General features: G+C 72.4%; 13 protein-coding genes. 1 reads left to right on the forward strand and 12 read right to left on the reverse strand.

Annotated elements, in window-relative coordinates:
• Window positions 1-16: 16 nt before the first annotated feature.
• From ABZ249_RS21915 to ABZ249_RS21955, 9 genes are all read right to left on the reverse strand, one after another.
• Entirely contained in the window at window positions 17-433 is a 417-nt protein-coding gene (locus ABZ249_RS21915; RefSeq protein WP_220559803.1) for a cytidine deaminase, read from the reverse strand.
• Window positions 412-1,674, reverse strand: a complete 1,263-nt coding sequence (locus ABZ249_RS21920; RefSeq protein ID WP_355265881.1) for an ABC transporter permease — start codon at window positions 1,672-1,674, stop codon at window positions 412-414. Before ABZ249_RS21920 ends, ABZ249_RS21915 begins: the two co-directional genes overlap by 22 nt.
• On the reverse strand, window positions 1,671-3,236 hold the full coding sequence (locus ABZ249_RS21925) for an ABC transporter permease (RefSeq protein ID WP_220559801.1): 1,566 nt from the start codon (window positions 3,234-3,236) through the stop codon (window positions 1,671-1,673). The genes ABZ249_RS21920 and ABZ249_RS21925 overlap by 4 nt, the downstream gene beginning before the upstream one ends.
• A complete protein-coding gene (locus tag ABZ249_RS21930) occupies window positions 3,233-4,840 on the reverse strand; it encodes an ABC transporter ATP-binding protein (RefSeq protein ID WP_355265884.1) in 1,608 nt (535 codons plus the stop codon). The genes ABZ249_RS21925 and ABZ249_RS21930 overlap by 4 nt, the downstream gene beginning before the upstream one ends.
• Window positions 4,841-5,013: 173 nt before the next feature.
• Window positions 5,014-6,072, reverse strand: a complete 1,059-nt coding sequence (locus tag ABZ249_RS21935; protein WP_355265887.1) for a BMP family ABC transporter substrate-binding protein — start codon at window positions 6,070-6,072, stop codon at window positions 5,014-5,016.
• A gap of 407 nt (window positions 6,073-6,479) precedes the next feature.
• The gene (locus ABZ249_RS21940) at window positions 6,480-7,178 is read right to left on the reverse strand and encodes an alpha/beta hydrolase (protein ID WP_355266021.1); all 699 of its coding nucleotides are present in this window, start codon (window positions 7,176-7,178) and stop codon (window positions 6,480-6,482) included.
• A gap of 168 nt (window positions 7,179-7,346) precedes the next feature.
• Window positions 7,347-7,685 (reverse strand): biotin/lipoyl-containing protein, encoded by a 339-nt coding sequence (locus ABZ249_RS21945; protein WP_355265890.1) that lies wholly within the window; start codon window positions 7,683-7,685, stop codon window positions 7,347-7,349.
• A 7-nt stretch (window positions 7,686-7,692) separates the two neighbouring features.
• Entirely contained in the window at window positions 7,693-8,715 is a 1,023-nt protein-coding gene (locus ABZ249_RS21950; RefSeq protein ID WP_355265893.1) for an alpha-ketoacid dehydrogenase subunit beta, read from the reverse strand.
• Window positions 8,712-9,752, reverse strand: coding sequence for a thiamine pyrophosphate-dependent enzyme (locus ABZ249_RS21955; protein WP_355265896.1), 1,041 nt, complete (start codon window positions 9,750-9,752; stop codon window positions 8,712-8,714). Before ABZ249_RS21955 ends, ABZ249_RS21950 begins: the two co-directional genes overlap by 4 nt.
• 684 nt (window positions 9,753-10,436) lie before the next feature.
• Here ABZ249_RS21955 and ABZ249_RS21960 point away from each other — a divergent pair.
• Window positions 10,437-10,928, forward strand: coding sequence for an Lrp/AsnC family transcriptional regulator (locus tag ABZ249_RS21960; protein ID WP_220559793.1), 492 nt, complete (start codon window positions 10,437-10,439; stop codon window positions 10,926-10,928).
• Between the two features lie 29 nt (window positions 10,929-10,957).
• Here the strand turns inward: ABZ249_RS21960 and ABZ249_RS21965 are convergent, their stop codons facing one another.
• The 3 genes from ABZ249_RS21965 to ABZ249_RS21975 are packed head-to-tail and all read right to left on the reverse strand — an operon-like array spanning window position 10,958 to window position 14,067.
• Complete coding sequence (locus ABZ249_RS21965) at window positions 10,958-12,634, reverse strand: phospho-sugar mutase (protein ID WP_355265900.1); 1,677 nt, start codon at window positions 12,632-12,634, stop codon at window positions 10,958-10,960.
• A 27-nt stretch (window positions 12,635-12,661) separates the two neighbouring features.
• Complete coding sequence (locus tag ABZ249_RS21970) at window positions 12,662-13,459, reverse strand: purine-nucleoside phosphorylase (RefSeq protein WP_220559791.1); 798 nt, start codon at window positions 13,457-13,459, stop codon at window positions 12,662-12,664.
• On the reverse strand, window positions 13,456-14,067 hold the full coding sequence (locus ABZ249_RS21975) for a GNAT family N-acetyltransferase (protein WP_355266024.1): 612 nt from the start codon (window positions 14,065-14,067) through the stop codon (window positions 13,456-13,458). Before ABZ249_RS21975 ends, ABZ249_RS21970 begins: the two co-directional genes overlap by 4 nt.
• Window positions 14,068-14,188 lie beyond the last annotated feature (121 nt).

Here is a 14,188-nt window from a genome sequence, read left to right on the forward strand (position 1 = left end):
CCTGTTCTCTTGGTTCTCAGGCCAGGTTGTGCGGACCGAAGGCCTGCGGCAGGACCCGGTCCATGGTCAGGATCCCCTCGGGGGTGTCCACCAGCAGGTCCGGCCCGCCGTGCTCGTACAGCAGCTGGCGGCAGCGCCCGCACGGCATGAGGGTCGCCCCCTGGCCGTCCACGCAGGCGAACGCGACCAGTCGGCCGCCGCCGGTGGCGTGCAGGGCGCTGACCAGGCCGCACTCGGCGCACAGCCCCACCCCGTAGGAGGCGTTCTCCACGTTGCAGCCGCTGACGGTGCGGCCGTCGTCGACCAGCGCCGCCGCGCCCACCGGGTACTGCGAGTACGGCGCGTAGGCGCGGGTCATGGCCTCCCGGGCGGCGCCGCGCAGCGCCTCCCAGTCCACGGCCTCCGCAGTGCTCATGACCGGCTCGCCCTCCACTGCTTGCCGACCCCGGCGGGCGGCCGCAGCCTCTGGGAGGCCAGCGACAGCACCAGCAGCGTCGCGATGTGCGGGCTGTAGGTGGCCAGCTCGCGGGGCAGCGAGTCGGTGGTGAAGTACCAGACCAGCAGCAGCACGGCCGCGATCGCGCCGGCGATCGCCAGGCCCTTGCGGTCCTGGCGGACCTGCCACAGGGCGACCAGCAGCAGCACCACGGCCAGCAGGAGCAGCAGGGCGTGGATCGCCGCGCCGCCGCCGCGGATCTGGAGGGCGTCGGTGTACCCGAACAGCCCGGCGCCCATGGCCAGGCCGCCCGGCCGCCAGTTGCCGAAGATCATCGCGGCCAGACCGATGTAGCCGCGGCCGCCGGTCTGCCCCTCCTGGTAGATCTGCGAGGCGACGACGGCGAGGAACACCCCGCCCATGCCGGCCAGGCCGCCGGAGACGATCACCGCGATGTACTTGAAGGTGTACACGGGCACGCCCAGGGACTCGGCGGCGTCGGGGTTCTCGCCGACCGAGCGCAGCCGCAGGCCGAACGCGGTCTTCCACAGCACCAGGTAGGTCACCGGGATCATGAGGATCGCGATGACCGTCAGCGCCGACAGCCGTGTGGTGACGCCGATGACCAGGGACGCCAGGTCGCCGACCACGGGGATCCCGCTGGCGGCGACGGGCCCCAGGGCGTCCGCCACCCCGGGCAGGCTCAGCTGCGGGAAGGGCGGTGCGGTGGGCGACTGCGAGGCGCCGGCCCCGGGCACGTCGGCGTAGACCAGGATGGACAGGTAGCGCATCGCGCCGAGCATGAGGATGTTGATCGCCACACCGGACACGATGTGGTCCACGGCGAAGGTGACCGTGGCGACGGCGTGCAGCAGGCCGCCCGCCATACCGGCCAGCACACCGGCGGCGAGGCCGATCCACGGGCTGCCGGTCGACCACGCGAAGTACGCGCCGAACCAGGTCCCGAGGATCATCATGCCCTCGAGGCCGATGTTGATGACGCCCGCCCGCTCGGCCCACAGGCCGCCCAGGGCGGCCAGGGCGATGGGCACCGCGAAGGTGAGGGTGGTGCGGACGGTGCCCGCGTCGGTGAGCATGTCCTGGCCGGTGACGACCCGCAGGCCCGCCAGGGCCACCAGGACCGCGCCGAACAGGCTGAGCAGGCGCCACACCGACCGGCCGCCGGAGCGGGCCGGGGGCGCGGCCACCGGCTCCATCACGTTGAGTTCCTGGCTCACTTCGCCTCCCCGCCGCGGTCGCCGCCGGGGGTGTCGTCCCCGGTGGCGTCACCGCTGTCGGACGCCGTGCCGGCCGGCACGGTCTCCTCGGCGGGCCCGGCGACGGTGGTGCCGAGCTCCTTGCCGATCTGCTGCTGCTGGTACCGGCGGCCCCAGCGGTGGACGATCTCGTAGACCACGACGACCGTGAGGACGATGGTGGCCTGGGCGATGACGGCGATCTCCTGCGGGATGCCGTCGAAGGGCAGGATGCCCGCCGCCTGGTTGAGGAAGGCCCAGAACAGGGCCGCGAAGGCGATGCCCACCGGGTGGTTGCGGCCCAGCAGCGCGATGGCGATGCCGATGAAGCCGATGCCGGTCGGGAAGTCCAGCGCGTAGTAGTGGGAGCTCCCGAGCAGCTGGGGCATGCCCACCAGGCCCGCGACCATGCCCGAGAAGAGCATGGACAGGAACACCATCTTCTTGACGTTGACACCGCTGGCCTCGGCGGCGCTCTGCGACTGGCCGGTGGCCCGCAGCTCGAAGCCGAAGCGGGTGCGGTTGAGCATCACCGCGTAGCCGATGCCCACGGCGATCGCCAGGAACACCAGGCCGAAGATCTCCCGCTCCGAGCCGAGGAACAGGGCCGGGACGCCGGGCACCCAGGACCCCTCCGGCAGCGGCGGGGTGCCGATGTTGTTGGTGCTGATCTCCACCGCCAGGCGGTCGGTGTTCAGCAGGTAGGCGGTGATGCCGGTGGCGATGGCGTTGAGCATGATCGTCGAGATGACCTCGGACACGCCGCGCGTGACCTTGAGGTACCCGGCGATGCCGGCCCAGGCCCCGCCCACCGCGACGGCGACCAGGATGATGACGATCTGGCTCAGCACCGGCGGCAGCACCAGCCAGCCGCCGACGGCGGCGGCCAGCAGGGCGGCGAGCCGGTACTGTCCGTCGACGCCGATGTTGAACAGCTTCATCTTGAAGCCGATCGCCACGGCGACGGCGGCCAGGTAGTAGGTGGTGCCGTCGTTGATGATCTGCACCAGGCTGTTGGGCCGGGTGCCGTACTCGATCATCCGGGCGAAGGTGGCGCCCGGGGCGATCCCGCTGAAGAACAGCACCAGCGCGGTGACGGCGATCGCGATGATCCCGGCGGCGAACACCGCGGCGAAGGACAGCGCGAGCATCGCCGCCAGGCGGCGGTACAGCAGGAAGGCGGCGCCCGAGCCGACCAGCGCGCCCACGGCGGCGGCCACCGGCTCGATCAGGGACAGGTCGAGGAACCAGGCCACCAGCAGGCCGGAGACCACCGACAGCACCAGGGCGGTCGGGACCACCAGGGTGCGGTGCAGCGTGGTGCCCTCCTCCTTGGTCCCCGCGGCGCCGGCCCGCCTGGCGTCGGGGATCCGGCGGTCCACCAGGACCACGGCGGCGAACGCCAGGACGACCCCGATGATCAGTGCCGCCCACCACAGCAGCACCGTGTCGAGGGCGGCGGTGACGCCCGTGCCCAGCAGGGCGATGAGGAGTGCCGGGAGCAGTGCCCGGGACGTTCCGGGGCGGGTGCTCTTCTCAGTCACGATCCACCCCCGTTCCGGTCGGCGGTGTCGTCACCGCTGCCACCTTCTGTGCTGTCGGTGGCCCCGTCGCCGCCGAGGGTGGCGCCGGTCATGGCGGAGCCGAGCTGCTCGGGGGTGACGGTGGCCGGATCGGCCTGGGCGACCAGGCGGCCGCGCAGGATGACGTGCAGTGTGTCGGACATGCCGATGAGCTCGTCGAGGTCGGCGGAGATCAGCAGCACCGCGAGGCCCGCCGCGCGCGCCTCGCGCAGCTGCTCCCAGATCGCGGACTGGGCGCCGACGTCCACACCCCGGGTGGGGTGGGCGGCGACGAGGAAGCGGGGGTTCCCGCTCATCTCGCGGCCGATGATGAACTTCTGCTGGTTGCCGCCGGACAGGGCGTCGGCGATGACGTCGATGTTGGGCGTGCGCACGTCGTACTCGGCGACGATGCGCTCGGCGTCGGCGCGCGCCCCGGCCCTGTCGATCCAGGGGCCGCGCACGCTCGGCGGCTTGGTCTGGTGGCCCAGGATGCGGTTCTCCCACAGGGAGGACTCCAGCAGCACGCCGTGGCGGTGCCGGTCCTCGGGGATGTAGCCGACCCCGGCCTCGCGGATCTTCAGGGTGTGCCAGCCGGTGACGTCGTCGCCGCCCAGCCGGATGCGGCCGCCGGCGACCGGCCGCATGCCCATGATGGCCTCGATGAGCTCGGACTGGCCGTTGCCCTCGACGCCGGCGATGCCGACGATCTCGCCCTCGTGGATGTCGAGGGTGACGCCCTCGACGACGGCGCGGCCGTCGGCGGAGCGCACGGTGACCCCGTCCAGGGAGAGGACCACGTTGTCGGTGACCGTGGACTCGCGCAGCTCGGGGACGGGCAGCTCGCCGCCCACCATGAGCGTGGCCAGTTCCCGCGCGGTGGTGGTGCGCGGGTCGGCCGTGGCCACTGTGGTGCCGCGGCGGATCACGGTGATCTCGTCGGCGACGGACAGCACCTCGTCGAGCTTGTGCGAGATGAAGATGACCGTGAGGCCCTCGCTCTTGAGCTCGCGCAGGTTGTCGAAGAGCTCGTCGACCTCCTGCGGGACCAGGACGGCGGTGGGCTCGTCCAGGATGATGGTGCGGGCGCCGCGGTAGAGGACCTTGAGGATCTCCACCCGCTGGCGGTCGCCGACGCCCAGCTCCTCCATCAGGCGGTCCGGGTCGACCCCGAGGCCGTACTGCCCGGACAGGCGGAGGATCTCGGTGCGCGCCTTGGAGCCGATGCCGTGCAGGCGCTCGGCGCCCAGCACCACGTTCTCCAGGACGGTGAGGTTGTCGGCCAGCATGAAGTGCTGGTGCACCATGCCGATGCCGTTCTTGATGGCGTCGGACGGCGAGTTGAACTTCACCTGGACGCCGTTGACGGCGATGGTGCCCTCGTCGGGACGGTGCATCCCGTACAGGGTCTTCATCAGCGTGGACTTGCCCGCACCGTTCTCGCCGACGATGGCGTGCACGGTGCCGGGGGCCACGGAGATGTCGATGTCGTGGTTGGCCACGACCCCGGGAAAACGCTTGGTGATCCCGCGCAGCTCAACGGCGGGGGGCGCCTGGCCCCCATCGCCCGATGGCGTGCTGCTCATCTGTCTCCTTGAGGAATGCGGAGCGGCGCGGGGCCGGTCGCCACCGCCGGACGCCCTCGTCCGCGTAACGACGGCCGGGACGGCGGCCGGAGCGGGGGTCCCCCGTCCGGCGGCCGTCCCAGGCCGTGAGTCACCACGGGTCCTACCCGCGGTTCAGGTGCGCGATCGCGCGTTTACGGCTCGGTCGGAACCTCGATCTCGCCGTCGATGATCTGCTGCTTGATCTCGTCGAGCTCGGCCTGGATCGGGCTGATGAGCTCCTCGTTGGAGGTGGTGTAGTCGACACCGCCGCCCGCGAGGTCGAAGCGCTCGATGCCTGCGGCGACGTCGCCCTCGGCGGCGGACTGGATCAGCTCGAACACGGCCACATCGACCTGCTTGATCGCGGAGGTCAGCACGAACGGCTTCTGGTCGTCCTCGGCGTTCTCGTACTGGTCGCTGTCGACGCCGATGAACAGGAAGTCGTTGGCGACGGCGGCCTCCAGGACGCCGTTGCCCGAGGCGCCGGCGGCGTGGTAGATCACGTCGGCGCCGCGGTCGTACTGGGCCTGGGCCAGCTCGCGGCCGCGGGCCGGGTCGCTGAAGCCGCTGAAGTCCGGCGGCTGGCTGAGGTAGTCGACCTCGACCGTGATGTCCTCGTTGACGTGCGCGACACCGGCCGCGTAGCCCGCCTCGAACTTGTGGATCAGCGGGGTCTCGACGCCGCCGACGAAGCCGACGTGGTCCTCCTCGGTGGACAGCGCCGCGGCGGCACCGGCCAGGAAGGAGGCCTGCTCCTCGGCGAAGACCAGGCTGGTGACGTTGTCGACGTCGGCGATCTCGGAGTCGACGATCGCGAAGTCGACCTCCGGGTACTCCGGCGCGACCTCGCGGACGGCGCCGTCGTAGGCGAACCCGACCGCGATGATGACGTCGTAGCCCTCCTCGGCCATGGTGGACAGGCGCTCCACCTTGGCGGAGTCGGCCTCGCCGTCGGTGGGCTCGAACTCCTGGGCGTCGATGCCCAGCTCGTTCATCGCCTGCTCCAGGCCGCGGTAGGCCGAGTCGTTGAACGAGCGGTCGCCACGACCGCCGACGTCGTAGGCGAGTCCGACGCGGAGCTCGGAGGCCTCCTCGCCGCCGTCGCCGCCCCCTTCGCCCGATCCCTCCTGGGCCGCGTTGTCACACGCGGTGAGGGCAAGCACACCGGCCGCCGCGATGGCGGCGAACCTGAGCGTGTTGCTGCGCTTCACTTGTTAACTCCCCTTCGCCCTCTCAGCGGCCCGCTTTCAACCGGGGGCCGGGCTGAGTTCTGCGGTCGGACGATATCCGGTAGTGGAAAGTACACCCAACCGGCACACAGACTTGTTATGAAGGCGAGAGCTGAATGACACGGGGCCTTACTCGGAAGTTACCAAGCACACACCCGGACGGGGGCGACCACGTTTGCCGGGGAGGTATATTCCCGCCCCCTGCGGGGCCCCGACGAGCCACTACTACACAAGGCCCTCCGGCCGCCACAACGGGTCACAACGGCACGTGGGGCGGTGCCGGTCTAGACCGGTCTGGACTCCGGCGGGCGGTCCCGCCGGAGCCCGGACCGGCGCCCCGGGGCCCGGCGTTGGGAGCGGCGGACCGGACCGGGGCGCGACCCCGCCTCTCAGGAGGCGAGGAAGTCGAGCACGGCCTGCTTGAAGAGCCGCGAGGAGACCGCGTTGAGGTGGTCCCGCCCGGGGATCTCCACGTGGGCCCCGTCGACCGCCGCCGCCAGCTCGGCGGCGCCCGCCGCGATCGCGTCCTTGGCGCCCGTGACCAGCAGTGTCGGCACCGTGACGGGGGGCTCTGCGGAGAACGGCCGGGCCGCTTGGCCGCGGGCGCAGGCGGCCAGCGCGGCCGGGTCGTTGCCGGGCAGCGCGGCGACCGTGCGGAACACGTGGTCGAAGGGCGTCGCCCCCTCGCCGGGTGCGGACAGGTCGGTGCCGTCGAACGCGTTCACCGGGCCGAATCCCCCCAGGACCAGGCGGCGCACCCGCTCGGGCCGGGTGAGCGCCAATTCCCAGGCCAGCCGCGCGCCCATGGAGTATCCGACGGCGTCGACCCGCTCCACTCCGAGTTCGTCGAGCAGGGCGACCAGGTCGGAGACGAAGCATTCGGGGAGATAGGAGGCGTCGTCGCCGGGTTTCCCGCTGGCGCCGTGCCCTCGCAGGTCCGGGCCGAGCACGCGCAACCCCGCGGAGTCCAGCAGCCGGGGCCACCCGGCGGCCTGCCAATTCATGTCGAAGTTCGTCCCGAAACCGTGGAGCAGAAGCACGGGGACGGCGTCCGCCGGGGACTGCGGACGCAAATCCACATAGCGCATTGTCACGTCGCCGATGAGATTCGCAGACATGAATCCCTCAATCCTTGTGCGGCCGTATGTATTAACAGGAGAAGGAACGGGGTCCTTTCAGAGGTTCCGATAAACGGAAGGCGGAAAATCCGCCTCCGCTCGTGGCTTCCTCCGAACGGACCCCGTGTGCGGACCGGGTCAGTCCGACGGCGGCCTGAGCCGGACGCGGCGGGCGGGGCGGGCCTCCTCGGCGGGGACCCTGCCGACGATGCCCGCCTGCTGCTCCTGCGCCTCGACGGCGAAGGTGACCAGCGGGTCCCCCACGGGGACGACCTGGTCCTCCCGCGCGTGCAGCTCGACGATCCGCCCGGCCTTGGGCGAGGGGATGACCACGGCCGACTTGGTGGTCTCCACCTCCACGAGCGGGGCGTTGCGCTCGACGACGTCGCCGACGGACACCTGCCACTCCAGGACGGTGGCCTCGACGAGGCCCTCCCCGAGGTCGGGGAGGGTGAAGGTGACGTTCTCTTCAGCCATGGTCGTTCTAGTACTCCAGGGTTCTCTGCACCGCGAACAGGATGCGGTCGATCGTCGGCAGGTACTGCGGCTCCAGGGGACCCGCGGGATAGGGGACGTCGAAACCGGTGACGCGCTGCACGGGGGCGGCCAGGTCTCGGAAGCACTGCTCCGTGACCAGGGCCGCCACCTCCGCGCCGAGCCCGGCGGTGAGCGGGGCCTCGTGGACGACCACGGCGCGCTTGGTGCGCGCGACCGAGGCGGCCAGCCCGGCGGCGTCGATGGGCTTGAGCCAGCGCAGGTCCAGGACCTCCAGCTCGACGCCGTCCTCCGCGGCGAGCTCGGCCACCTGGACGCACCGGTGGACCATGGCGCCCCAGGCGATGAGGGTGGCGTGGCGGCCGGGCCGGAGGACTCGGCTGGTGCCGATGGGGTCGGTCGGCTCGGTGAGCCGGACCGGGCGGCGGTCCCAGTAGCGGGCCTTGGGCTCCATGTAGACGACCGGGTCGTCGGAGCGCACGGACTGCAGCAGCAGGCTGTACGCGTCGGCGGGGTCGGAGGGGGCCACGACCTTCAGCCCGGGGGTGTGGGCGAAGAGCGCCTCCAGGCTCTCCCCGTGGTGCTCGGGGGCCTGGATGCCGCCGAAGGACGGCAGGCGCAGGGTGATCGGCATGGGTGCGGCGCCGCGGGTGCGGTAGTTCATGCGCGCCACCTGGTTGACGATCTGGTCGATGGCCGGATACGCGAACCCGTCGAACTGGAGCTCGGGCACGGGGCGCCAGCCGTTCATGGCCAGGCCCACCGCCATCCCCATGATCGCCGATTCGGCCAGGGGGGTGTCGAAGACGCGCTGGTCGCCGAACTCCTTCTGGAGTCCGTCGGTGACCCGGAAGACGCCCCCCAGGGCGCCCACGTCCTCGCCGAACACCAGGACGTCCGGGTCCTCGGCCAGGAGGACGCGCAGGGCCCGGTTGATGGCCTGCTGCATGGACAGCTCTTCGAGCACGGGGGTCTCGGCGGCGGCGTCGGTGCGGTCGATGAGTTCCGTCACGGCTGGACCTCTTCCTCCCAGATGCGGCGCTGCCGGGTCAGCTCCTGGGTGGTCTCCCGGAAGACGTGCGTGAACAGTTCGGAGCCGTCGGGCTCGGGTGCGGCGGAGACGCCGTCGCGGATCTCCTCGGCGCGCTTCCTCGCCCGGGCGTCGATCGCGTCGAGCTCCTCGGCGGTGGCGTGGCCGGCCTCGAGGAGGGCGGCGCGCAGCAGCGCGACCGGGTCGCGGTGCGCCCGCCAGCGGTCGGCCTCGGTCTCGTCGCGGTAGCGGCCGGTGTCGTCGGAGGTGGAGTGGGGCTCCACCCGGTAGGTGAGGGCCTCGATGAGGGTGGGGCCCTCGCCGCGGCGGGCGCGGGCGGCGGCCTCGGTGACGGCGTCGTACACGGCGGCGGCGTCGTTGCCGTCCACCGTCACCCCGGCCATGCCGTAGCCCCGGGCCCGGGCGGCCACGGAGCCGCCGGCGACCTGGCGCTCGTTGGGCACCGACAGGGCCCAGCGGTTGTTCTGGCAGAAGAAGACGACGGGCGCGCCGTAGACCCCGGCGAAGTTCATGGCCTCGTGGACGTCTCCCTCGGAGCTGGCGCCGTCGCCGAAGTAGGCCAGGGCGACGCCCTCGCCGCCGCGCATGCGCTCGCCGACCGCCCAGCCGACGGCGTGCGGGACGGGGCCGCCGACGACGGCGTTGATGGCGCCGAAGCGGGACTCCATGACGTCGTAGAGCCCGCCGTGCCACAGCGCCCGGTGGGTGGCCATGTAGCCGACCATCTCGACCCCGTAGGCGAGCGCCGAGGCCATCTCGCGGTAGGTGGGGAAGACGAAGTCGCGCTCGGGGTCCAGCGCCGCCGCACTGGCGACCTGGGCCGCCTCCTGTCCGCGGACGGACACGTAGGCCGGGAAGACGCCCTGGCGCTGGAGGGCGACGGCCTCGGCGTCCAGGTCGCGTGCGGTCCGTATGTGCGTGTACAGCGCGCGGGTGAGGTCGGGGTCCAGGTGGTCCACGGAGACGGAGTCCCGGCCCGGCGGCTCGTGGGTCGACATGTGCAGCGGCTCCCAACATGGTCCGTCGCAAGCGCCGGACTCCTGGGTGGTCTGTTGACTGATGAGGCGATTGTCCGGATCACTCGACACTTGCGCTAGATAATCTGGAAAACTTGATACAGATGGGAACGAAAAACCACGTCTGGTTCGCCATCGTCCAACGAGTGACCCACGCCACCGGCGAAAACGACAGGTGCGCCTATACACCACTAATCGGCGCCCATCATCACAGAACGATCGCAGTTGGCCACGATGGGTGCCCCGTTCGACAGTGGAGCGCATACGTTCGGATGCACCCCAGCAGTCCGACCAGGAAAAGGCGGCGCGGCACGACAGAGACGACCGAAAGCGGCCATCCCGCGAGAACACCGGTCACCGCCGCGGAACCCGCGCGCGAGCGCCCCCGGCCACCGGGAAACCCCCGCACCGATCGCCGCGTCAACCCTGGGTACAGTCGGTTGACCCCGGCGCCGGCGCGCGCCGGGGAACGCGAGAAGAAGATTCCGCATGGTGAGACCACCCGTACGCACCCCCTGGTGATCGGGCGCATACGCAGACGGACATCGTCTCGGCGACTGAGACCCCGATGGAAGCAAACGATGTTTACCTGGTAGTTCGTTAGCCCCGGTCGACGACGATGGAAAGGGGCTTGCACTGGAACGAGAAGACACGAGGAGCACCCACATGGCCATGGGCGAGCAACGCCGGAACGGCCGGCGGCCGGATGCGACCGACCAGACGATCCTCAGCGCGCTCGCCAAGGACGCGCGGACCGGGATCACGGAGATCGCCGCGCTGGCCAACGTCTCCCGCGCCACGGCCTACAACCGGATCAAGCGCCTGACCGACGAGGGCGTCATCCGCGGCTACTCCGTGGTGACCGACCACTCCAAGATGGGCCTGGGCGTCACCGCGCTCGTGCTCATCTCCGGCAGCCAGCCGGACTGGCGGGCCAACCGGGAGATCCTCTCCTCCTACCCCGAGATCGAATACTGCTGGTACGTGGTCGGCTCGGCGGACATCGTCCTGCTGGTCCGCGTCGCCAACACCAACCAGCTGCGGGACTTGATCCTGACCCGCCTGCAATCGCTCCCCGGCGTGACGTCCACCCAGACGCTCACCGTCATCGACGAGGTCGTGCACCGTCCCGTCGTGGAGCCCGGCGACACCGAGTGAAACGGACCCCTATCCCCCCGAACCCCCCACTACCCCCGTACCACCAGGGCGACCGAGGCCATCAGTTCGGCGAGCAGCGCCGAACCCTGCGCGCGGGTGGCCGCGACCTCGCCCTCCACGTCCATCACGATCTCGGCGTACGCCTTCAGCTTGGGCTCGGTGCCCGAAGGCCGTAGCGTCACACGCCCCCGGGCCCCGCCCTCCAGACGGAAGCGCAGGGCGTCGGTCGGCGGCAGGCCCGCGTGCCCGGCGGCGAAGTCGTCGATCCCCGCGACCTTCAGGGGACCGAACGCGGCGGGCGGTTCGGCGCGCAGCCGCCGCATCGCCGTGTCGATGAGCGACAGGTCCGTCACCCGCACCGAGAGCTGGTCGCTCAGGTGCAGCCCGTACCTGCGGGCCTGGTCGTCGAGCAGGTCCGCCAGCGTCCGCCCGTCCGCCTTGGCCGCCGCGGCCAGCGCCGCCGCCGCCAGCGCAGCGCCGATGCCGTCCTTGTCCGCGACGGGGCGGCCGCCGTCTCCCCCCAGGCAGTAGCCCAGGGCCTCCTCGTAGGCGAAGACGCGCCGGGAGCCGGGCGCGCCGGCCCGGGCCAGCCACTTGAACCCGGTGAGGGTCTCCTCGTAGTGCACCCCGCGCTCGCGCGCGATCTTGCCGAGCAGGCTGGAGGAGACGATGGAGGCGGCCACCACCCGGTCGTCCCCGGTGGTGTGGTCGAGCACGTACTCGGCGAGCAGTCCGCCCACCTCGTCGCCCGTGAGCGGGCCGCGCCCGGGCAGCGCCAGCGCCAGCCGGTCGGCGTCGGGGTCGTTGGCGACCACCAGGTCGGCGCCGACCTCCGCGGCCGCGGCCAGCGCGAGGTCCAGCGCCCCGGGCTCCTCCGGGTTGGGGAAGGCCACCGTCGGGAAGTCCGGGTCGGGGTCGAACTGGGCGGCCACCCTCTCGGGCGCGGGGAACCCGGCCCGCTCCATCGCCTCCACCAGGACCGCGCCGCCGACCCCGTGCATCGCGGTGTAGACCACCGACAGCTCCCTGGGGCCGGGCGGGACCAGCGCGGTGACCGCCCGCAGGTAGCGGTCGACGGCCTCCCGGCCCAGCACCGTCCACTCGGTGCCCAGGGGCAGTGCGGAGAGCGGGCCGACCTCGTCGATGGCCGCGGAGATCTCGATGTCGGTCGGGGCGACGATCTGGGCCCCGGCGTCGTCGCGGTCCCCGCCCACGTACACCTTGTAGCCGTTGTCCTGGGGCGGGTTGTGGCTGGCGGTGACCATGATCCCGGCGTCGGCGCCCAGGTCCCGGACGGCGAAGGCCAGCACCGGCGTGGGCAGCGGGCCCGGCAGCAGGGAGACCCGGTGCCCGGCCCCGGTGAGGACGGCGGCGCTGTCGCGGGCGAAGTCCGCCGACCGGTGCCGGGCGTCGTAGCCGACGACCACGTGCCCGGCCCCGCCGCGGCCGTGCAGCCAGGCGGCGATGCCGGCCGCGGCGCGCATGACCACGGCCCGGTTCATCCGGTTGGGTCCGGCGCCCAGCGCGCCGCGCAGGCCGGCGGTGCCGAACTCCAGCCGCCCGGCGAAGCGGTCGCCCAGGTCGGCGGCGGCCTCGGCGTCTCCGGCGGCCACCCGCTCCAGCAGGGCGGACAGCTCCTCCCGGGTGGCGGGGTCGGGGTCGGCCTCCAGCCAGGCGCGGGCGCGGGCGACGGTGTCGGTGGTCATGTCGGGTCTCCTCGGGGCCGGCTCGGGTCAGATACGGGCGACGATGTCGGCGAGCAGGCGGCCCACGGTGTCGGCGGCGTCGCGACCGGCGGCCAGCACCTCCTCGTGGTCGAGGTTGGCGCCCTCCAGCCCGGCGGCGATGTTGGTCACCAGGGACATGCCCAGCACCCGCGCACCGGCCTCGCGGGCGGCGATGGCCTCCAGCACGGTGGACATGCCGACCAGGTCGGCGCCCATGGCGCGGAGCATGCGGATCTCGGCGGGGGTCTCGAAGTGCGGGCCGGGCATGGCCGCGTAGACGCCCTCGGGCAGGCGCGGGTCCACCTCGCGGGCCAGGGTGCGCAGCTCGGCCGAGTAGGTGTCGGTGAGGTCGACGAAGGTGGCCCCGGTGAGCGGCGAGCGGGCGGTCATGTTGAGGTGGTCGGCGATGAGCACCGGCGAGCCCACCGAGTAGGTGGAGTTGATGCCGCCCGCGGCGTTGGTGAGGACGATGGTCTTGGCCCCGGCGGCGACGGCGGTGCGCACGTTGTGCACGACGGCGTCGGTGCCGTGCCCCTCGTACAGGTGGGTGCGGCCCAGGAAGGCCAGGACGTTGCGGTCGCCGTCGACGATGCCGCGCACGGTGCCGCTGTGCCCCTCCACGCCGGGCGGCAGGAAGCCGGGCAGCTCGGCGGTGGGCAGCTCGTCCCTGCCCTCGCCCAGGAGGTCGGCCGCGGGCGCCCAGCCCGAGCCCATGACCAGGGCGATGTCGTAGGAGTCCACGCCGGTGCGCGAGCGCAGCGCGGCGGCGGCCTGCTCGGCGAGGGCCTCGGGTCCGGTGGTCACAGCGGGTTCTCCGTTCGTTCGGGCCGCTGGCGCGGCGCGGGGTGCGCCCCGGTGTCCAGGGGGCGCGACATCACGTGTTGCGGGCCCGTGTCACTGGAGATGACGCGCCCGGTGTCGGTGTAGCCGGCGGCCTCGTAGACCCGCCGGGCGCCGGGGTTGGCGGTGTTGACGCACAGCACCGCCTCGGCCGCGTACGGCGCGGCCTCGGCGGCCAGGCGGTCCAGCAGGGGCGCGGAACAGGCGGCCCGGCCGATGCCCCGGCCCTGCCATTGTGGCGTGACGTAGTAGGCGCGCAGGAGTACGGCGCGCTGTGGCTCGTCGACCAGCTCGCGCAGGCCGGCCCCGCCGTCCAGCACGCCGAACCCGACCGCGGCCTCCGCAGCCCCGGCCGCGTCGGCGACCGGGCCGACCGCGATGGCGAACGGCACCCGGTCGGGGTCGGCGTCCGCGGCGGGCAGGGTGGCCACCGGCAGGCCCACGAACCGGGTCTGGCCCGGGGCCAGCCGGTGGCGCAGCACGGCCGCGCGCAGCAGGGCGGCCTCCCGCGTGTCCAGGTCCAGCCGCACCAGGCGCGGCGCCGCACCGCCCGGGGTCCGCACCGTCTCCATCACATCCTCGACCGCATCGCCCACCGTGGGCTCCTCTCCCGTGTGGGGCGGACACGACCCGCCCCGCCTCACACTGGCGTTCGATCCGGGTCCGGCGCAAGCCGGGGCCGGCCGCCCGCGG

The sequence above is a fragment of the Nocardiopsis sp. NPDC006139 genome (assembly GCF_040614155.1).
Classification (GTDB): Bacteria; Actinomycetota; Actinomycetes; order Streptosporangiales; family Streptosporangiaceae; genus Nocardiopsis; species Nocardiopsis changdeensis.

What these genes read in the sequence shown, in the direction of transcription:
- ABZ249_RS21930 (WP_355265884.1), bottom strand. Translation starts at nt 4,840, where the DNA reads ATGAGCAGCACGCCATCGGGCGATGGGGGCCAGGCGCCCCCCGCCGTT.
- ABZ249_RS21940 (WP_355266021.1), bottom strand. Translation starts at nt 7,178, where the DNA reads ATGCGCTATGTGGATTTGCGTCCGCAGTCCCCGGCGGACGCCGTCCCC.
- ABZ249_RS21945 (WP_355265890.1), bottom strand. Translation starts at nt 7,685, where the DNA reads ATGGCTGAAGAGAACGTCACCTTCACCCTCCCCGACCTCGGGGAGGGC.
- ABZ249_RS21955 (WP_355265896.1), bottom strand. Translation starts at nt 9,752, where the DNA reads ATGTCGACCCACGAGCCGCCGGGCCGGGACTCCGTCTCCGTGGACCAC.
- ABZ249_RS21960 (WP_220559793.1), top strand. Translation starts at nt 10,437, where the DNA reads ATGGCCATGGGCGAGCAACGCCGGAACGGCCGGCGGCCGGATGCGACC.
- ABZ249_RS21965 (WP_355265900.1), bottom strand. Translation starts at nt 12,634, where the DNA reads ATGACCACCGACACCGTCGCCCGCGCCCGCGCCTGGCTGGAGGCCGAC.
- ABZ249_RS21975 (WP_355266024.1), bottom strand. Translation starts at nt 14,067, where the DNA reads ATGGAGACGGTGCGGACCCCGGGCGGTGCGGCGCCGCGCCTGGTGCGG.